The organism is Kutzneria viridogrisea DSM 43870, assembly GCF_000525635.1.
GTDB lineage: Bacteria > Actinomycetota > Actinomycetes > Mycobacteriales > Pseudonocardiaceae > Kutzneria > Kutzneria viridogrisea.
Map to the genome: position 1 here is coordinate 2,184,320 of NZ_CP007155.1, position 17,610 is coordinate 2,201,929.

General features: G+C 70.3%; 20 protein-coding genes and 1 pseudogene. 10 read left to right on the forward strand and 11 right to left on the reverse strand.

The genetic code is table 11. The annotated features are described in order from the left end of the window. Positions 1-4: 4 nt before the first annotated feature. The gene (locus KALB_RS44805; protein ID WP_081789269.1) at positions 5-529 is read left to right on the forward strand and encodes an NUDIX domain-containing protein; all 525 of its coding nucleotides are present in this window, start codon (positions 5-7) and stop codon (positions 527-529) included. Here the strand turns inward: KALB_RS44805 and KALB_RS09945 are convergent. The 6 genes from KALB_RS09945 to KALB_RS43760 are packed head-to-tail and all read right to left on the reverse strand — an operon-like array spanning position 492 to position 6,554. Further along, positions 492-1,775: an MFS transporter gene (locus KALB_RS09945; RefSeq protein ID WP_025355572.1), complete on the reverse strand. Its 1,284-nt coding sequence runs from the start codon at positions 1,773-1,775 to the stop codon at positions 492-494. The genes KALB_RS44805 and KALB_RS09945 overlap by 38 nt on opposite strands. Next, entirely contained in the window at positions 1,775-2,398 is a 624-nt protein-coding gene (locus KALB_RS09950) for an HAD family hydrolase (protein ID WP_042220305.1), read from the reverse strand. The genes KALB_RS09945 and KALB_RS09950 overlap by 1 nt, the downstream gene beginning before the upstream one ends. Continuing rightward, positions 2,391-3,506: a UDP-N-acetylmuramate dehydrogenase gene (locus tag KALB_RS09955; RefSeq protein ID WP_025355574.1), complete on the reverse strand. Its 1,116-nt coding sequence runs from the start codon at positions 3,504-3,506 to the stop codon at positions 2,391-2,393. The genes KALB_RS09950 and KALB_RS09955 overlap by 8 nt, the downstream gene beginning before the upstream one ends. Continuing rightward, a complete protein-coding gene (locus tag KALB_RS09960; protein WP_025355575.1) occupies positions 3,503-4,525 on the reverse strand; it encodes a serine hydrolase domain-containing protein in 1,023 nt (340 codons plus the stop codon). Before KALB_RS09960 ends, KALB_RS09955 begins: the two co-directional genes overlap by 4 nt. Next, a complete protein-coding gene (locus tag KALB_RS09965) occupies positions 4,522-5,814 on the reverse strand; it encodes a UDP-N-acetylglucosamine 1-carboxyvinyltransferase (RefSeq protein WP_081789270.1) in 1,293 nt (430 codons plus the stop codon). The genes KALB_RS09960 and KALB_RS09965 overlap by 4 nt, the downstream gene beginning before the upstream one ends. A gap of 8 nt (positions 5,815-5,822) precedes the next feature. Continuing rightward, a complete protein-coding gene (locus KALB_RS43760; protein ID WP_025355577.1) occupies positions 5,823-6,554 on the reverse strand; it encodes an LbetaH domain-containing protein in 732 nt (243 codons plus the stop codon). A 239-nt stretch (positions 6,555-6,793) separates the two neighbouring features. Between KALB_RS43760 and KALB_RS43765 the strand changes: the two genes are divergently transcribed. Beyond that, complete coding sequence (locus KALB_RS43765; RefSeq protein ID WP_148309416.1) at positions 6,794-7,477, forward strand: HAD family hydrolase; 684 nt, start codon at positions 6,794-6,796, stop codon at positions 7,475-7,477. Positions 7,478-7,748: 271 nt separating this feature from the next. Here KALB_RS43765 and KALB_RS45160 read toward each other — a convergent pair. Then, positions 7,749-7,877, reverse strand: a pseudogene (locus KALB_RS45160) (glutamine amidotransferase); the annotation flags it as partial. Positions 7,878-8,060: 183 nt separating this feature from the next. Between KALB_RS45160 and KALB_RS49780 the strand changes: the two are divergent. From KALB_RS49780 to KALB_RS09990, 3 genes are all read left to right on the forward strand, one after another. Further along, the gene (locus KALB_RS49780; protein WP_268872242.1) at positions 8,061-8,192 is read left to right on the forward strand and encodes a hypothetical protein; all 132 of its coding nucleotides are present in this window, start codon (positions 8,061-8,063) and stop codon (positions 8,190-8,192) included. Positions 8,193-8,537: 345 nt separating this feature from the next. Next, entirely contained in the window at positions 8,538-8,732 is a 195-nt protein-coding gene (locus KALB_RS09985; protein ID WP_030108164.1) for a hypothetical protein, read from the forward strand. 275 nt (positions 8,733-9,007) lie between these two features. Beyond that, positions 9,008-9,289, forward strand: a complete 282-nt coding sequence (locus KALB_RS09990) for a hypothetical protein (RefSeq protein ID WP_148309417.1) — start codon at positions 9,008-9,010, stop codon at positions 9,287-9,289. Between the two features lie 142 nt (positions 9,290-9,431). On the opposite strand, the gene KALB_RS09995 is transcribed toward KALB_RS09990, so the two are convergent. Both KALB_RS09995 and mptB read right to left on the reverse strand, forming a co-directional pair. Beyond that, positions 9,432-10,316 carry a phytoene/squalene synthase family protein gene (locus KALB_RS09995; protein WP_042220306.1) on the reverse strand — a complete coding sequence of 295 codons (885 nt, stop codon included), beginning with the start codon at positions 10,314-10,316 and terminating at the stop codon, positions 9,432-9,434. Beyond that, entirely contained in the window at positions 10,316-11,866 is a 1,551-nt protein-coding gene (gene mptB, locus KALB_RS10000; RefSeq protein ID WP_236650211.1) for a polyprenol phosphomannose-dependent alpha 1,6 mannosyltransferase MptB, read from the reverse strand. Before mptB ends, KALB_RS09995 begins: the two co-directional genes overlap by 1 nt. A gap of 210 nt (positions 11,867-12,076) precedes the next feature. Here mptB and KALB_RS10005 point away from each other — a divergent pair, with 210 nt between their 5' ends. Further along, positions 12,077-13,666 carry a long-chain-fatty-acid--CoA ligase gene (locus tag KALB_RS10005; RefSeq protein ID WP_025355583.1) on the forward strand — a complete coding sequence of 530 codons (1,590 nt, stop codon included), beginning with the start codon at positions 12,077-12,079 and terminating at the stop codon, positions 13,664-13,666. A 5-nt stretch (positions 13,667-13,671) separates the two neighbouring features. Here KALB_RS10005 and KALB_RS10010 read toward each other — a convergent pair whose 3' ends face one another. Further along, positions 13,672-14,127, reverse strand: coding sequence for a MarR family winged helix-turn-helix transcriptional regulator (locus KALB_RS10010; protein ID WP_025355584.1), 456 nt, complete (start codon positions 14,125-14,127; stop codon positions 13,672-13,674). Positions 14,128-14,156: 29 nt separating this feature from the next. On the opposite strand from KALB_RS10010, the gene KALB_RS10015 reads away from it, so the two are divergent. Then, positions 14,157-14,978, forward strand: coding sequence for a p-hydroxycinnamoyl CoA hydratase/lyase (locus tag KALB_RS10015; protein WP_025355585.1), 822 nt, complete (start codon positions 14,157-14,159; stop codon positions 14,976-14,978). Positions 14,979-15,058: 80 nt separating this feature from the next. On the opposite strand, the gene KALB_RS10020 is transcribed toward KALB_RS10015, so the two are convergent. Next, positions 15,059-15,823, reverse strand: a complete 765-nt coding sequence (locus tag KALB_RS10020; RefSeq protein WP_025355586.1) for a crotonase/enoyl-CoA hydratase family protein — start codon at positions 15,821-15,823, stop codon at positions 15,059-15,061. 68 nt (positions 15,824-15,891) lie between these two features. Here KALB_RS10020 and KALB_RS10025 point away from each other — a divergent pair, with 68 nt between their 5' ends. The 3 genes from KALB_RS10025 to KALB_RS10030 all read left to right on the forward strand — a co-directional run bounded on the left by KALB_RS10025 (position 15,892) and on the right by KALB_RS10030 (position 17,606). Beyond that, the gene (locus KALB_RS10025; protein ID WP_148309418.1) at positions 15,892-16,527 is read left to right on the forward strand and encodes an HNH endonuclease family protein; all 636 of its coding nucleotides are present in this window, start codon (positions 15,892-15,894) and stop codon (positions 16,525-16,527) included. Positions 16,528-16,783: 256 nt separating this feature from the next. Then, positions 16,784-16,942: a hypothetical protein gene (locus KALB_RS48225; protein ID WP_169743529.1), complete on the forward strand. Its 159-nt coding sequence runs from the start codon at positions 16,784-16,786 to the stop codon at positions 16,940-16,942. Positions 16,943-17,111: 169 nt separating this feature from the next. After that, a complete protein-coding gene (locus KALB_RS10030) occupies positions 17,112-17,606 on the forward strand; it encodes a hypothetical protein (protein WP_025355588.1) in 495 nt (164 codons plus the stop codon). Positions 17,607-17,610 lie beyond the last annotated feature (4 nt).

A 17,610-nucleotide genomic window follows, 5' to 3' on the forward strand; every position in this document is an offset into this window, starting at 1 on the left:
TGTCATGCCTGGACAACCGTCGTCGGGCGACCCGGCCTCGACCACCTATCCCGCCGACTGGCATGCGACGCTGCCGGGTTTTCCGGTGGCCGGTGGGGCTTTGCTGTTCGATTCGGACGACCGGCTGCTGCTCGTGAAACCGGTCTACAAGGCTGGCTGGGAAATTCCCGGAGGTATCGCGGAGGCCGGTGATTCCCCCTGGATGACGTGTGTTCGTGAGATTCGGGAGGAGCTGGGATTCGACCTGGAATCGGGACGGTTGCTGTGTGTCGACTGGGTGCCTCCGGAGCCTGGTTGTCGAGCCATGCTGGGATTTGTTTTCGACGGCGGTGTCCTCGATGGTGAACTGCGGCAGTCTCTTCGCCCCTGCGACCCGGAACTCCAGGCCATCGAATTCGTCGCGCCGGACGATCTCGCGGACCGCTGTTCACCTCGACTGGTCCGGCGGGTGACCGGCGCGCTGCGCGCAAGGGCCGCTGGGGTCACGACCTTCATGGAAGCCGGCCAGTCGGTCGAGCGCTCCTGGTGATTCGCCAGTAGCGGACGATCTGGGTGCCGCCGACGAGGAAGAGTGACCACTGCGCGGTGAAAGCGATGGTGTAGGCGGTCGCGGTGGCTACCGCCAGGTGGTCGAGCAGGGCCAGCCCGACGCCGACCACCCCCACCGCGACCAGTGCGCCGATGGACCCGCCGACGTTCGCCGTGGCCGCGGCGGTGGCGGCCTTCTCCGGTGGGTTGGCCGTACGGGCCACGTCCACCCCCAGCATCGAGGCCGGACCGCAGGTCCCGAGCCCTACGACCAGCGCCACCACCAGCGGATAGGGCGCTGGCCCCGGCCACCACAGCACGGCCGCCCACAGCGCGGCGACCACGACGATGGTCACGGCGTTGACCGGCACCCGTGTCCGTCGACTACTGGCCGCGAGCTGGCCGAACACCAGACCGGCGACCATGTTCGCAACGACGAGCAGCGCGAGCACCTGGCTGGCCGCTGCCGGGGACATGCCCTGTCCCCTTGTGAGGAACGGGAAGCCCCACAGCAGCGAGAACGCCATGAACGAGAACGTGCTGGTGAAGTGCATCCAGAAGCCCAACCTGGTGCCGGGCACCCGCCACACCGCAGCGAGGTCCGCCACCACGCCACGCAGCCGTTCCGATGGCTGCGTGCTCACCGGTACCGGCACGGGGGAGTCCCGCACCGTGCCGTAGATCAGGCAGCCCAGCACGGCGGTCAGTGCGGCAGTGCCGAGGAACGTCGGGGTCCAACCGAGATCGGCCAGCAGCAGGTGCAGCGGGGCAGTGCTCAGGAGATTGCCCGCCATGCCCAGCACAGCGGTCAACTGCACGAGCAGCGCGATCCGCTTCTCCCGACACCACGACGTGGTCAGCCGCAGGACGCTGACGAAGGTCAACGCGTCGCCGAACCCCAGCAGCGCACGGGCCACCAGACCGAGCGGGAAGTCGGCGATGAGTGCGAACCCGGTCTGTCCCACGGCCATCAGCACCAGTGCGGCGGTGAGTGTCCGACGTGGACCGAACCTGTCCACCAGCAGCCCGGCCGGCAGTTGCAGCCCGGCCGCGACCAGCAGTTGCTGCACCGTGAACATGGACAGCTCCGCCGGCCCGATCCCGAACCGTTGCTCGGCCAGACCGGACACGACGCTGAGACTCGTGCGGTGGAACACGGCGACGAGGTACACCGACGCGCCGAGCACCCACATCACCATGCCCCGGCGGTGGTCGGTGTCGGGGCGGGACAGCGCGGGCGCGCCCATCAGGTCTCCCTGAACGGCCTGACGTCCAGCGTAGCCATTCCCGCGCTGCGCGCCGACGACAGTCCAATGTCGGTGTCCTCGACCACGACACAGCCCGACGGCGGCACGCCGAGCTGTTCGGCGGCGGCCAGGAACAGATCCGGCGCCGGTTTGCCCCTGCTGACCTCGTCCCGAGTCACCAGGACGCCGAACAGGTCGTCCAGCCCGGACGCCGCCAGCAGCGACTCGGCGACGACGCGGCTGCTCCCGGTCGCCACCGCTGTCGGCACCGCGGGCGCCCACGCGCCTGCCCAGCGGGCCAGCGCCACGACCGGGCCGATCGCGGGCGCCTGCGTGGCCCGTTCGATCACCTCACGCTCGCAGTGCCGCCAGAGTGCCGCGGTGTCCACGTCGGCGGGCAGCGACCCGTTGTCGACCAGGTGCGCCACCCAGTCGATGAACGCGGTGCCCTCCGGCGGTCGTGGCAGCGTGGCCAGTTCGAGCCCGAACGGTCGGAACACCGCGGCCAGTGCGATCCTGTTGATCGCCCTGGTGTCGATCAGCGTGCCGTCCAGGTCGAACAGCAGCGCGGCGAGATGTTCCCGCGGCAGCGGCAGGTCGATCGGGGAAGCGGTGTCAGGCATGCCGCCCGTCACCTCCCGGTGTCGGGTACTCGTCGAACGGACCGACGAACCGCGGTTCCGGATGCAACCGGACGCCGCACATGTCGTGCACGCGATTCACGATGGTGCCGGCCGCCAGCCAGATGTCTGAGGCCTTCGTGCCCTCCTCGGCCACCAGCGCGAGCGTGTGCTTGGTGGAGATCCTGGCCGTCCCGAACCGTTGCCCCCTGGTGAATCCGGCCTGTTCGATCAGCCAGCCGGCGCTGGTGCGGACCGAGTCGCCGACGTCGGCGAGGTGCGGCGGCCGACGGCCGGTCGCCGCGAGCAGGCGTTCGCTGAAGGCGTCCCAGTCCGGCAGGGGGATCGTGGGGTTGAGGAAGAACGAGCCGACCGACCGGCTGTCGGGATCGGCGGGGTCGACCACCATTCCCTTGCGCCGCCTGATGGTCAGCACGGCGGCCTCGACCTCGGCCAGCCGCACCCGGTCGCCGACGGCGATCCCGAGTTCGTCGGCGAGCTGTTGGTAGGCAACGGGTTCGCCGAGTCCACGGCGGTGCAACCCCAAGGTCACCGACAGCACCGCGTACCGGCCGGGCTCCCGCTTGAACCGACTGTCGCGGTATCCGAATTCGCACTCACGTGCCGTCATTCGGCCGCGCCTTCCGGTCCGCCAGTCCAACACGTCGGCGTGCAGCAGGATCTGCGAGACGTCCTGGCCGTAGGCCCCCACGTTCTGCACCGGCAGAGCCCCGACCGTGCCGGGGACACCGGCGAGGCACTCCACGCCCGCGAGCCCCTCGTCCACGGCGAAACGGACCAGGCGCTCCAGCGACTCACCCGCATCGACCACGACCTCGACGCGGTCGCCGGAAACCGAGCGCGGCTCGATCCCACCACCGCACATCAGCGCCACCGTGCCGGGGAACCCGCTGTCCGACACCACGACGTTGCTGCCGTGGCCCAGTAGCAGCGGCGGCGGCTCGTCGGCGGCCATACCCGCCGCGTACTCGACGAGATCGCCGGCACTGGTGACGCGCAGCAGCCGGTCCGCGTTCCCACCGACACCGAGAGTCGTCAACGGCCGCAGTGGTACGTCGGTGTCCAGTGCCGGCGCACTTTGCTTGATCACGGGCTGACAACCTCCCGGAGCAACTCGGCGCGCAGTCCGGCCACGCCATGCCGTTCCCGCGAGCTGTACACGGCGTTGGACAGCAGCACAGCAAAACGCCTGTGCGCCAACGAGAGGAACAGGCTCGTACCGGTGAACCCGTGGTGGTACACAACCTCGTTGTCCGCCGCCAGCAACCAGGCAAGGCCGCGGCTGCCGTCGGCATCCGTGACGTGCGGACGGGCACTCTGGCCGAGGAACGCGGCCAGACCGGGATCGACCTGCTCGACGCCGAGCAGGCAACGGCTGTACCGGGCCAGGTCATGGGCCGTGGAGAAGACTCCGGCGTGGCCGGCGACTCCACCCATCAGGGCGGCGTTCTCGTCGTGCACCACACCCCAGGCCGGACGTGTGCCCGGCAGCCGGATCTCCGTCGGTGCCACGGTCACGTCGGCTGGAACGGGCCCGTAGCAGGTGGCGTCCATGCCCAGCTGCCGCCACAGCTGCTCGGCCAGCACGTCGAGCGGCTGGCCGGACAGCCGTTCCAGCAGCAGACCCAGCAGGATGAAACCGCGGTTGATGTAGCGGTGTTCTGTGCCGGCAACGGTCTGTAGCGGCTCGGACAGCAGCCGCTCGACCAGGTCCGGGCCGGGGCCGACATAGCGGTCGAAGCGCGTCGACGCCTGAAGCCCGCTGGTATGCGAGAGGATCTGCCGCGTGGTGACCACGGACCCGGGCAGCGCCGGCAGGTCGAAGTAGCCGCCGACCGGCGCGTCCAGATCCAGCTGACCGGCCGCGACGGCTTTGCCGACCAGCGGCCAGGTGGCGACGACCTTGGTGAGTGACGCGAGGTCGTAGCGCACGGCCGCGGTGGGCAGCACCGCGGCGCGATGCGGTTCCACCGTGCCGTGGGCCACCGTGTGGGTCCGCTCGGCGTCGCCGAGCACGACGATCGCGCCCGGGGCCGCGTTGGCCGCGACGAACTCCTTGACGCGCGGATCGATGGCGTGCGCCGCTCGGTCCGACCAGGTTTCGCTCATGGGGCAATCATTCCAGGGTCGTTCTCCACGAAGGTGATCTCGGCGCCGAGCGCGATCAGCTTCGGCACAAGCGCGCCGTACCCGCGGGCGAGGTGGTAGAGGCCGGCGATGCGGGACTCGCCCCGCGCGGCGAGCGCGGCCAGCACCAGCGCGGTGACGCAGCGGATGTCGTTGCCCTCCACGTCCGCTGCCGTGAACGCGGTGGGTCCGGAGATCTTCAGCCGGTTGCCCTCCTGCTCAATGTCCGCGCCGAACGCCCGCAGCCCCGGCGTGTGGGTGGCGCGCTGCTGGTACACCCGCTCGACCACCTGGCTGGTGCCGTTGGCCTGGGTGAGCAAGGTCGTCGCCTGCGGCTGTAGGTCCGTCGGGAACTCCGGGTGCGGTCCGGTGACGACCTCGCCGGGCCGGATCTCGTCGTCCATCCGGACGAACAGGCCGTCCGGCTGGTCGTGCAGCACCATGCCGATGGCCTCGACGCAGTCCAGGAAGCCGGGTGTCAGGTCGGCGCGCCTGGTGTCGGTCAGCAGCACCTGCCCGCCGGTGATCGCCGCCGCGATGGCGATCGTGCCGACCTCGAGACGGTCGGCGGGCACCGTGCAGTCGGCGTGGCCGAGCTCGTCGACACCGGTGATCTCCGCGCGGTTGCCGGGCAACAGCTCGATCCTGGCCCCGGCGCTGTTGAGGAAGTCGACGGTGTGCAGCACTTCCGGCTCGACGCTGATGTCCTCGAGCACGGAGGTGCCGTTCGCGCGCACGGCCATGAACAGAGCTGTCACGGTCGCACCAAGACTCGGGCCGAACGGGGTGTTCAGTGACATGCTGAACGCCTTGGGCCGCGCGTCCGTCAGCCGCACGTCGACGCCGCCGTGGCGGTTTTCGACGGTGGCGCCGGCGTTGGCCATCGCGGTCAGGTGCAGCCCGATGGGCCGATCGCAGAACGCGTCGCCGCCCGGCAGCGGGAACCAGATCCGTCCGGTGCTGGCGAGGACCGCGGCGCCGAAACACGCGGTCGGCCGGATGCGGCGCCCCAACTCGGCCGGGATGCTGTCACCCAGCCGAGCCGGCGGGGTGACATGGAAGTCCGTGCCCACGTAACCAGCCTGCGCACCGAGGTGCGTCGCGATTTCCACGCACACCGCGGTGTCGGTGATCGCGGGGGCGTTGTGGATCGTGACCGGTCCACGCATCAGCAGCGCGGCCGCGTACAGGTGCAGTGCGACGTTCTTGGAACCCTGGACCGGGCAGGTGCCCACGAGCGGGTGGCCTCCGGTCACAACGAGACGGCTCATCCGCGCGCTCACCTGACCCGGGTGCCGGCCGGGAGCACGCCACCGAGCTGACCGCGTGGCATGACGATGGTTCCCGGACCGATCAGCGTGCCGGGCGAGGTGGAGATCAGCGCGGGCAGCTGGGTCCGGTCCCCGATGATGGCGCCGAACTTCGTCTGCCTCGTCGGCACGGTCCAGCCCTCTATGGATAGCACGATCTCGGCGGTCGCCGGTTCCCTTACAGGCCGGTCGACCCGGAGGTTGGTCGTCACGCAGGAGCTCCCGATGTTCACGTTGTTGCCGATCACGGAGTCGCCGATGAACGCCATGTGGGTGGCCATGGAGTCGGCCATCAGCACCGACCTGGTCAATTCGGTGCAGTGGCCGATCTTGCTGCGCGGCCCGATCACCACGTGGTCGCGGATGCAGGCGTTGGACCGCAGGACCGCACCCGCGCAGATCACCGCGGGGCCCTCGACGTACGCCCCGGCCTCGATCTGGGCGCCCTCCTCCACCACGACGTCGCCCTCGACGAAGGCCCGGGGGTGTACGTCACCGCGCACGTCCCTGCGGGCCACCGAGTCCAGCCAGTCCACGAGCGCCGGCTTGATCTCCAGGACGGTCTCCAGACCCGCGAACAGCTCCTTGAAGGGCAGTCGGTCGATGTCGAAGTAGTAGTCGATACGTAGTTTTTCGATCAGATGCTCGTCGATGAGTTCCCCAGAGCCGTCGGCCGCGATGGGCGCGAGCTTGTGCTCCACGATTTTGACCCCCCAAAAAATTGTCAAATCGACGATTCGCCTAAATGGCGTACTGTGGGCGGCAAAAATGGCGGCCCACAGCCGCGACCTGTGAGAAGCTGGGACGCTCGGACGACATCTGACGTCAGTACGCCAACACCCCCCCTGGGTAGTTGCAACGTTGTCCAGGCTAGCAAGCGGGTCACGGTGTGTCTATAGTTCGTCGCGTTGCGCTACACTCGGCGACTATAGGGGGATAAGTGAACAGTGCGGTGTTGCTCGACGTGGGCGGCGTGTTGTTGATGCCGAACCCGGCCATCATGAGCAGGGCGATCGTGGGGATTTTCGGTCGGCCGGCGGCCGTCGAGTTCGATCGGGCGCACTATCTCGCCGTTGCTGCGACGGACGCCATAGGGTATTTCGATCGTGACGTATATCGTCGCACGTACGCTCGGTCTCTCGGTGTTCCGGCCGAATACGAGAATGACGTGGTCGCGAACATGACGAGGGTCTTCACCGGATTTGACTGGACGCGGGTCGCCCTCGGCGCGGTGCGAGGCTTGCGCCGGCTCGTCGCCACCGGAGTGTCGGTCGGAATCGTGTCCAATTCGACGGGAACGGTCGCTGGCATGCTCGCGGGCGGGGGCGTCTGCCAGGTAGGAGACGGACCGCTGTGTCGCGTCGAGACCATCGTCGACTCCGGAGCCGTCGGCGTTGAGAAACCCGATCCGGAGATTTTCCGGATCGCACTCGACGCGATGGGGGTACCGGCCACGGGAACGGTTTATGTCGGCGACACGGCTCGTATCGACGTGGACGGGGCGCGGCGGGCCGGTCTGCGTCCACTGCACTTCGTTCCGCTCAACAACTGTCCCGATCCCGCGGGCGACCATGAACACGTGACAAGCCTGGACGAGGTCGTGGAACTGGTCGTCGACGGGTAACGGGACCGGCGGTCGGGCGTCTCGGCCCGCTGACCCGAGCTCACTCGATTTCCTCCGCCTGGCGGGGCGTGCCGCCGAAACGTCCCCGCCGCAGCGGGTCGTACAGGATGTGGCCGGGACACTCCGGGGCGAAGAACTCCAGCTGCCCGCGCACCTCGGCACCCGCACCGAGGGCCGCCAGGTGCTCGCGCAGTTCGACCGTGCCGTCCAGTTGTCGCTCGGTCGGGTGCTCCGCGCCACCGAGCATCAGGGAGACGCTGGAGTAGTCGCTGTTGCCCACCGCCCACTCCAGCAGCAGGTCCGCCAGCGCGGGATTGCGCGCGAGCACCGGGCCGTGCAGGTAGGTGCCGACGACCCTGCCCTGGTGCGCGCCCTCGGTGCCGTCGCCGTTGCCGATGCCGGTGGTGCGGGTGAACATCGCCCAACCGTCCTACTACGAGGAGACCGACCACTTCGTGGACGGTGCCGACCCGCTGTTCGACGACGCCGACTTCCTCCGGATGCTGCAGGACGTGCACACCACGATGGGCATGTCGAGCCGGCGACCGCGCGCGTTCCGGCAGGGGCCGACGCGATCTCGTTCATGTTCCCGCCGCACGACATCCTGGTGGGGGCGCTCGAGATCGTGGAGCCGGTGCCCAAGGGCGTCGAGATCACCCTGCTCGCTGAGCCGGGCACCGAGTTGCTGCTGCCGCCGCGCGGGAAGGCGTTGTGACCTGCGCGTTCTCGTCCTGGACGGCAACTGGTACTGGCAGCCGAGGTTCGCTCGGATCTTGCCCAGCCTCCAGACCGCCGTGCTGTGTTGGACCAGTTCCCTGCGATGGGCCGACGAACTGGTGGACCCGGTTGTCGTGGTTGGCGTGGACGACCAACGGCCGACCGAGCACTGGGTGGCCGCCGCCCGCGCCCTGCACCGGTCCTGGCGGGTGGACGTCATCGCCTCGCTCAACGACAGCAGCCAGGACAAGTCGGTCGCCATCGCGAACGCGCTCCGCCTGCCGTTCCACTCGGCGGACACTGTGCGTTGGGTGCACGACAAGTACCAGATGCGGCTGCGGTTGTGGGACGCGGGCGGGGGGAGTCGTGGACCGGCTGGTACCCGCCGCTGGTGGAGCGGTACATCACGGGTGCGGAGTTCAGCGTCGAGGCCGTCACGCACGCGGGCACGCACCACGTGGTGGCTGTCACGGAGAAGCTCACCACTGAAGTGTCCAGAGTGGAGATCGGGCACGTGGTGCCGGCGAGAAACCGATGACGTAGGGGCGTTGCTGTCGCCGTGCGCGCCGGACCGTCCCTGACGGGGCTGACCGTCGACCGTGACGCGGCGTCCTCCGCGGCCGAGTTCGTCCGCGTTGTCGACGCACAACGCGTCGGTGTTCGCGGCGGTGATGCGGTCCTGCACCCAGGCGCTGAAGAGGGCGTCTCTGACACGGATCAGGTGAACCCCGTCCCTCGAACGGGGCAGGCGGCTTGAACGCGACCGAGCTGTTCGGTTGGGCTGGCCGTCCCACCCCCACCGAAGGGATCCTCATGCCTCGCTTGGCACGTTCCGCAGGACTGGCCGCCGCGCTGCTCGCCGGTGCGGCGGCCCCCGTGCTAGCCGCCGCGCCCGCGCACGCCGCGACCCAGGACTGCCTCCAGTACCTGATCGACAAGCACGCCCCGATGACCCAGGAGGTCGTCGTCGGCTGCTCGTTCGGCACCATCAGCCTGCTGGCCAGCTGCACCGACTCCATGGAGCACAGCAAGGTCCCGCACGAGGACGCCGTGGAGGCCTGCCGCCGCGCCGCCGACCTGAGCCAGCACTCGTAGCGGCATGTCATGAAAGTGCCGTTCGCGGCGTTCAACGCCATGAACGGCACTTTCATGGCATCGTGGGGCGCTATGGCTTCAGTGAGGATCGAAGTGGGTGGGGCCTAGGTCGTTCCCACCGCGATGGGCCACGTGGCCGACCTCAGCGGACCGCCCAGGCGCGGGCGAAGGCGGGCAGCGCCACGGCGAGGCGGCGGTGGGGCGGCACGGCGGCCCGGCCGCGGAACACCTCGTGACCTGCGGCGGCGATCTGGTCGAGGATGCCGCGGTACAGGGTCAGCGCGGTGGCCACGCAGGGCCGGGCGGTGGGCGCGAGCAGTGGCAGACCAGCCTCGGCGGTGCGATACACGGAGCGCGCGCGGGCGGCGAGGTGGGCGATGGCGCGGCGGACCCGGGGATCGGACCCGCGCCGGTCACGGCACCACTGGAGCAGCTCGCGGTCCACGCCGAACGCGGCGAGCTCGTCGGCGGGCAGGTAGACCCGCCCGCGGTCGAGGTCCTCGGCGACGTCGCGCAGGAAGTTCGTCAGCTGGAAGGCCTCGCCCATGGCGGCGGCGTGCGGCTCGGCGAGTTCGCGCGGGCCTACCGTGCCGATGACGGGCAGCAGTTGCAGGCCGATGACCTCGGCCGAGCCCCGCATGTAGACGGCGAGGTCGGCGTAACTGGCGTAGTCGGTGTGGTGCAGGTCCATCCGCATCGAGCTGAGGAAGTCCTCGAACAGCACGGTGTCGATGCGGTACCGGCCGATGGTGTCGACCAGCGCGGCGAGCACCGGGTGGGTCGGGGGCTCACCGGCCAGCCCCCGCTTGAGCTGCTGCTCCAGCCGGTCCAGTTCGGCGGAGCGCTCGGCGGGCCCGCGATCGGCCGCCATCTCGTCGACGACCTCGTCGGCGAGCCGGGCGAAGCCGTACAGGGCGTGCACGGCGGGCCGCTGCGGGGCGGGCAGCATCAGCGAGGCGAGGAAGAAGGTGCGGCCGTGCCGGGCGTTGAGCTCCCGGCACCGCGCGTAGGCCAGGTCCAGGTCCACTAGTGGTGCCGCAGCGACTGCTCGGGCACGTCGGAGATCGTGCGCAGGGAGATGTTCAGCGGGTCGGGGCGCAGCAGGGACACGGCGGCCAGCGCGGCCACGCCCAGGGTCACCAGCAGGTAGCCCCAGTCGTACAGGGCGGTGCCGCCCGCGGGGTAGGTCACCAGCAGCATCCACACCGAGCCGCAGGCGGCTGCGGTGAGCGCCCCGGTGGACCAGGCGAACCCGGCGCCCAGCACGAGCGCCCAGCTGAAGTACCAGGGCATGGTGGCCGGGGCGAGCAGGCTGACGGCCGCCATCGCGAACGCGGCGCGGCGGATCGCCTCGTAACCGCCCTCGCGGGCCAGCCACCACTGCTTGACGACCAGGTAGGCCAGCAGCGCGCCGCCCAGGATCCGGGCGACCACCACGAACGGGGTCACGTCCCCGAAGCCGGTGACCAACCAGACCAGGCCCCAGACCAGCTGGCCCACCCCGGAGGGCAGGGACAGCCAGTTGACCACTGTGGACGAACCCTGCAACGCGGGGATCCAGCCGAGGTCCACCCCGGCGACCAGGCTGCACACGGCGAACACGGCGAGGAACACGCCCAGCGAGGCGGCGAGGGCCTTGGCGAACCGGGCCTTGGGGGAGCCGGGCATGCGGGCCGCCCACACCCACACCAGGAAGGGCAGCGCGAGCGCGGCGGTGCCCTTGACCGCGCAGGCCAGGGTGACCAGTGCGATGCCCCAGACGTGCCTGCGGTCCAGGCACAGCAGCACGCCGACGGCCATCAGGCCGATCATCAGCATGTCGTTGTGCGCCCCGCCGATCAGGTGCACCAGCAGCAGCGGGTTGGCGGCGACCAGCCAGACCGCGACGGGGGCGTTGCCGCCGAGGTGGCGGGCCAGCCCGGGCAGCGACCAGCACAGCAGGCCAAGGCCGATGGCCATGACCAGCCGCATGCCGATCACGCCGGTGATCAGGTTGGTGCCGGTGAGCGCGACCACGCCCTTGGCCAGCAGCACGAACAACGGGCCGTAGGGGGCCGGGGTGTTCTGCCAGACCCAGCTGACGTTCTCCGACAGCGGGCTGGGCAGCGCGGCCGGTCCGACCGCGTACGGGTCCAGCCCGTGCAGCGCCAGGTCGCCCTGGGAGAGGTAGCTGTAGACGTCCTTGCTGAACAGCGGCGGGGCCACCAGCAGCGGCAGGGTCCAGATCAGCACGATGCGGACCATGTCGGCGGTGCCGACCCTGCCCGCCCTGGCATGTCTGCCCAGCCTGGTCCAGGCCCAGATGATCAGCCCGAGCCCGACGTAGAGCATCCAGGTGGCCAGCATCATGCCGTGGCCGTAGCGGACCCAGTTGAACGGGCCGTTGGCCAGCAGCGGGTCGTGGATCAGGGTGGCGCCCGCGCCGATGCCGCCGAAGGCCAGCAGGGCCATGCCCGCCGTGCCCAGCAGCACCGTCCTGATCGGGAACGGGTGCTCGCGGCGGGCCGGTTTCGCGGCCTTGTCCTCCGCATCGGCAGCCGTGGTGCCGTCCGGTCCCGGAGTACGCCCCGTCGGCACCGGACCACGGTCGGCGCTGGAGCGGGGGAGAGATGGTGTCGCGGGCATCGCAGTGCACATGTTCGCACAGCCCGCGAGCGACCCGGCACCGAACGGTGTTCTCGTCACACACCGTTCATAACTGACCTGTCCAAGTGTCAGGCTTCCTGATACCGTCGAATATCAGGAAGCCTGACATTGTTGTGCCGCTGGCGTCTGTCGGGAGGCGTAGTGAAAGCCCTGATGCAGGAGTTCCCGCTCACCCTGGAACTGGTGCTCGAACGCTGCCGATCCGTCGGGACGCGCACCGAGGTGGTGTCCGTGGGCCCGGCCGGTCCCGATCGCAGAACGTGGTCGGAGGTGGGGGAGCGGGCGGTCCGGATCGCCGGTGTCCTGGACGCGCTGGGTGTGGCCCGGGGCGGCCGGGTGGCGACCTTCGCCTGGAACAGCCACCGGCACGTGGAGCTGTTCCTCGGGGTGCCCGCGGCGGGCCGGGTGGTGCACGGGGTCAACGTGCGGCTGTCCGACGAGGAGATCCTCTACCAGGTGCGGCACGCCGACGACGACGTGCTGTTCGTGGACGCCTCGCTCACCGGGCGGCTCGCCCCGTTGCGCGACGGCCTGGCCGTGCGCGACGTGGTCGTCATGGAGGACGGCAGCCCCGTGCACCCGGCGTTCGCGCGCTGCCCGCTGTACGAGGACCTGTTGGGCTCGGTGTGCCCGCCCGTGCGACGGTTCGTGCCCGAACCCGACGACGCGGCCTGGATCTGCTACACCAGCGGCACGACCGGGCACCCCAAAGGTGTGGTCGCCTCGCACCAGGCCGCGGTGCTGCACTCGATGTCCTCGATGACGGTCGACTCGCACGCGATCAGCCGCCAGGACGTGTTGCTGGCCATCACCCCGCTGTTCCACGTCAACGCCTGGGGCCTGCCCTACACCGCGGCGATGGCGGGCACCAAGCTCGTACTGCCCGGCCGCGAAGTGTCCGGGGCGGCCCTGGGCGCGCTGATCGAGTCCGAGCGGGTGACCGTGGCCGCCGCCGTGCCCACGGTGTGGATCGACCTGCTCGCCGACGGGCACGACCTGAGCTCGCTACGGCGCGTGCTGTGCGGCGGTGCGCCCGCCCCACGCACCCTGCTGGACGAGGTGGCCCGGCGCGGGCTGGTCTTCTGCAAGGGCTGGGGCATGACCGAGATGCTGCCCAGCGGCACCATGCAGCACCTGACCCCGGACACCGACCTGGACAGCCCCGGTGCGGCCGTCACGATGGTGGGCAGGCCCACCCCGGGCGTGCAGCTGCGCCTGGTCGGTGCCGAGGGCGCCGAGCTGCCCTGGGACGGGGTGGCCGTCGGCGAGTTGCAGTCCAGGGGGCCGTGGGTGGTCCGCGCCTACCTGGACCCCGAGGACGACAGCAACACCAGCCGGTTCGACCGGGGCTGGCTGCGCACCGGGGACCTGGCCAGGATCGCCCCGGACGGCACGGTGGAGCTGGTGGACCGCACCAAGGACGTGATCAAGTCCGGCGGGGAGTGGATCAGTTCGCTGGCACTGGAGCAGGCGCTGTCGGCGCACCCGCTGGTGGCCGAGGCGGCCGTGGTCGGCGTGCCCGACCCGTACTGGGGCGAGCGGCCCGCCGCCGCGATCGTCGCCACCGCGGGCGGCACCCCGCCGAGCACCGAGGAACTGCTGGCCTGGCTGGGCACGCGGGTGCCCAAATGGTGGCTGCCCGAGCAGATCGTGCCGGTGCGGTGCCTGCCGAGGACGGGCGTGGGCAAGTACGACAAGAAGGTCCTGCGCACCCAGCTGGCGGGTGCGTGAACGGATCAGCTCTCGGCGCCAGAGGCGAGCATCCGCACACAACTGCGCAGGAACTGCGGCAGCCGGTCCCGGTCGGAACCGGCCAACTCGGCCATCATCCGGTTCTCGATCTCGGTGATCAGCGGCTCGCAGCGGTCCAGCACGGCCACGCCCGCGGGGGTCAGCTCGGTACGGATGATCCGCCCGTGCCCGGGATCGGCCTCCCGGCTGATCAGCCCGCCCCGCTCCAGCGCGGTGATCACCTCGCTCATCGACTGCGGGGTGGTCAGCGCCCGGCGGGCCAGCTGGGCGTTGGACAGGCCCCGGTGGCGGCGCAGCACGGACAGGGTCGTGTACTGCGGCACGGTCAGCCCGTGCGGTTTCACGGCCTGTTCGATCTGCCTGCGCAGCGCCCGGTCCAGACGCCCGATGAGATAGCTCAACCTGGGTTCCTGCACCGGGTCGGGCTGGCGGACTGGCATGACAGCGCAGGGTACCGAAGGCAGGGCAGATGAGCTGGCAGACCGTACGCGTCGAGTTCTCCGACGAGGGCATCGCCTGGGTGGAGCTGAACCGCCCGGACAAGCGCAACGCCATGAACCCGACCATGAACCGCGAGATGATCGAGGTACTGCACGAGCTGGAGGCCGATCCCCGCTGCGGGGTGCTGGTGCTCACCGGCGCGGGTGAGGCCTGGTCGGCGGGCATGGACCTCAAGGAGTACTTCCGCGAGGTGGACGCCACCGGGGACGAGGCGGTGCAGGCCAGGGTGCGCCGCGACGCCGCCGAGTGGCACTGGCGGCTGCTGCGCAACTACGCCAAGCCCACCATCGCCATGGTCAACGGCTGGTGCTTCGGCGGGGCCTTCATCCCGCTGGTGGCCTGCGACCTGGCCATCGCCGCCGACGAGGCCCAGTTCGGCCTCTCGGAGATCAACTGGGGCATCCCGCCCGGCGGGGTGGTCAGCAAGGCGCTGGCCGACACCGTGGGCAGCCGCGAGGCGCTGTACTACATCATGACCGGCCGCAAGTTCGACGGCCCGACCGCAGCGCGCATGGGGCTGGTCAACGCCAGCGTGCCGCTGGCCCGGTTGCGCGAGGAGGTCACCGAGCTGGCCCGTGAGCTGCTCGCCAAGAACCCCGTGGTGCTGCGCGCGGCGAAGGTCGGCTTCAAGCACTGCCGGGACATGAGCTGGGACCAGGCCCAGGACTACCTGTACGCCAAGCTGGAGCAGTCCCAGTTCCTGGACCCCGAGCGGGGCCGCGAGCAGGGCCTGCACCAGTTCCTGGACACCAAGCAGATCCGGCCGGGGTTGCAGCCCTACGTGCGGTGAGGGGGTGCCATGAAAGTGCCGTTCATTGCGTTGGGTGCGGCGAACGGCACTTTCATGGCGTTTGGTGGGGCCCACGCCCCTCAGAACTCCCCGTGCCGCCCCGCCCCCGCCGCGAAGCGGGCCGCCCCGTCCACCGCGCCCGCGGCCAGCGAGCGCCGCCCGTGCTCGTACTCGGCCCGCAGCGCCGCGTCCTCGTCCAGCCCGTCCTGGTCCAGCAGCGACTGCCGGTCGTTGCGCAGGCACTCCTGCGGGAAGGCCGCCAGCTGGCGCCCCAGCTCCACGGCCGCCGCCACCGCCTGGCCGTCCGGCACGACCCGGTTGGCCAGCCCGATGGACAGGGCCTCCGCGGCGTCCACGGGCCGCCCGGTCAGCGTGAGGTCCATCGCCCGGCTGACCCCGATCAGCCGAGGCAGCCGCACGGTGCCGCCGTCGATCAGCGGCACGCCCCAGCGGCGGCAGAACACGCCGAACACGGCCGTCTCGTCGGCCACCCGCAGGTCGCACCACAGGGCCAGTTCCAGCCCGCCCGCCACGGCGTGACCGCGCACGGCCGCGATCACCGGCTTGCGCAGCCGCATCCGGGTCGGCCCCATCGGCCCGTCCCCGTCCGGCTCGAACCGGTTGCCCCGGCCCTGCCCGATTGCCTTCAGGTCGGCCCCCGCGCAGAACGTGCCGCCCACCCCGGTCAGCACGGCCACGGCCGCGCCCTGGTCGGCCTCGAACTCCCGGAAGGCCTCGGCCAGCGCCTGCGCGGTGGGCCGGTCCACGGCGTTGCGCACGTGCGGGCGGTTGATCAGCACCTGGGTGACCGGGCCCTCGCGCTCGACCAAGACGGTGTCAGCCATGCCGGTCAGCGTCCCACGATCGGGCGGCCGGGTGCGTAATGATCTCCGCCGAGCTGAGGAGGATCTTGATGCGCGCCCGTACCTGGCTGATCGCGCTGGCCGCCGTCGTCGTGCTGGCGATCGCCGCGTTCCTGACCCGCACGGTGGTCGCCCCGCCAACCGCACAGGGCACCTCGCCGGTGCAGGTGCAGTTGGCCGAGCTGCCGGTCAAGGCGCAGCACGCGATGAAGGGCTACTCGCGGGACCGGTTCAAGCACTGGATCACCCAGGGCGGCGGCTGCGACACCCGCGAGGTGGTCATCGAGCGGGACGGCAAGGACGTCAAGAAGGACGCCGCCTGCAAGGCCACCAGCGGGCACTGGACGAGCCCGTACGACGGCAAGGAGGTCAGCAAGGCCACCGAGCTGGACATCGACCACATGGTGCCGCTGGCGGCCGCCTGGCGGACCGGGGCCGACGAGTGGACCGACGAGCGGCGCCAGCAGTTCGCCAACGACCTCACCGCGCCGCAGCTGTTCGCGGTCTCCGCGGCCAGCAACCGGGGCAAGGGCGACCAGGACCCGTCCCAGTGGAAGCCGCCCGCCAAGACGTACTGGTGCACTTACGCGACGAACTGGGTCATTGTCAAGCACACCTATCAACTTTTCGTGACCCAGGCCGAACACGATGCACTCGTGGACATGCTGAGCAGCTGCCCGGGCTGACTTACCTGATTACGAGCCGCATCTGAAGTCGCTCCTTCGGGCGATTTGACCCGCGTTCACCGAGTGGTGCGCTACCTTCACTGTGAGAGTCCATGACCTTGACCTGAACGGGTGAGGATGACGGCAGCCTGGGCTGCTGCCGACTGCGGTGAGCGACAACCTGAGGCGGGCGGGGGACCATGGTGGCGGGTGGTTGCCACCGAGCGGGTCAGGGCCGCGACGCCTGCCGGTAGCGGACGAAGAAGGTGTGGCGAACATGAAGAGGATCCTCATCATCGCTGGTGTGGCGCTGCTGCTGTTCGTGGTGATCAGCCAGCCCAAGGACTCCGCCGTCGGCGTCAACAACCTGCTCGGGGGCCTGCGCTACGGGGCGGAGCAGTTGATCGCCTTCGTGCGGAACCTGTTCCCCCGGTGACACCTGCTCGGCCGATTGCGGAAAGTAGCTTCTGGAGGGACAGTTCCACCGACCGGGTGCATTAACACCGATAACGCCCTGGTAACGAGAATTCGGGTCTAGCGGTCCCGCGGCGGAACGCAATACCGTTCGCAGGCGTTGGGTGATCATCAGCCACGAGGAGGCACGGATGGTCGATGACTCCGGGGTCGACGAGCTCGTCCGGCAGTGGACCGCAGAGCGGTCGCAGGACGCCGAGCTCCAGGAAGTGAATCGGATCAAGTCCCAGTGGCTTGCCGACGCACCACCCACCCTGCCGCGGCAGCGGCCGGGAATCCCCGCCCAGCGGGCCGCCCGAGGCGGCTCGACGGGTCTGTTCGAGGTCGACGCGGTTGACCCCGCGTTCGTCGCCGCCATGCGGCAGCGCCTGCCGGGAGTCCCGGACGAGCTGCTGATGGGCGCGGTGTCCTGCTGGCAGCTCGCCGGCACGCTCACCGAGGCGGAGCAGTGGTGGGACGCGGGCATCAGCCCGTTGGACCAGCGCGCGCTCGACTACCGCGCGGCCGGTCTGGCCCCGTCCGACCTCGGGCGCAGGCTGGGACCGCTGACGGTGCTGGAGCACCTGCGCAGGGGCAGCGCCCCGGCCTGGTGCGTGGCAAGGCTCAACCGCCAGCAGCGGCCCTGACCCC

Coding starts and splice junctions, on each gene's coding strand:
- KALB_RS09965 (WP_081789270.1), bottom strand. CDS start 5,814: ATGAGCCGTCTCGTTGTGACCGGAGGCCACCCGCTCGTGGGCACCTGC.
- KALB_RS48225 (WP_169743529.1), top strand. CDS start 16,784: ATGAAGAGGATCCTCATCATCGCTGGTGTGGCGCTGCTGCTGTTCGTG.
- KALB_RS49780 (WP_268872242.1), top strand. CDS start 8,061: ATGTTCCCGCCGCACGACATCCTGGTGGGGGCGCTCGAGATCGTGGAG.
- KALB_RS10010 (WP_025355584.1), bottom strand. CDS start 14,127: ATGCCAGTCCGCCAGCCCGACCCGGTGCAGGAACCCAGGTTGAGCTAT.
- KALB_RS10025 (WP_148309418.1), top strand. CDS start 15,892: ATGCGCGCCCGTACCTGGCTGATCGCGCTGGCCGCCGTCGTCGTGCTG.
- KALB_RS09945 (WP_025355572.1), bottom strand. CDS start 1,775: ATGGGCGCGCCCGCGCTGTCCCGCCCCGACACCGACCACCGCCGGGGC.
- KALB_RS10015 (WP_025355585.1), top strand. CDS start 14,157: ATGAGCTGGCAGACCGTACGCGTCGAGTTCTCCGACGAGGGCATCGCC.
- KALB_RS09950 (WP_042220305.1), bottom strand. CDS start 2,398: ATGCCTGACACCGCTTCCCCGATCGACCTGCCGCTGCCGCGGGAACAT.
- KALB_RS09960 (WP_025355575.1), bottom strand. CDS start 4,525: ATGAGCGAAACCTGGTCGGACCGAGCGGCGCACGCCATCGATCCGCGC.
- KALB_RS09990 (WP_148309417.1), top strand. CDS start 9,008: ATGCCTCGCTTGGCACGTTCCGCAGGACTGGCCGCCGCGCTGCTCGCC.
- KALB_RS10030 (WP_025355588.1), top strand. CDS start 17,112: ATGGTCGATGACTCCGGGGTCGACGAGCTCGTCCGGCAGTGGACCGCA.
- KALB_RS44805 (WP_081789269.1), top strand. CDS start 5: ATGCCTGGACAACCGTCGTCGGGCGACCCGGCCTCGACCACCTATCCC.
- KALB_RS10020 (WP_025355586.1), bottom strand. CDS start 15,823: ATGGCTGACACCGTCTTGGTCGAGCGCGAGGGCCCGGTCACCCAGGTG.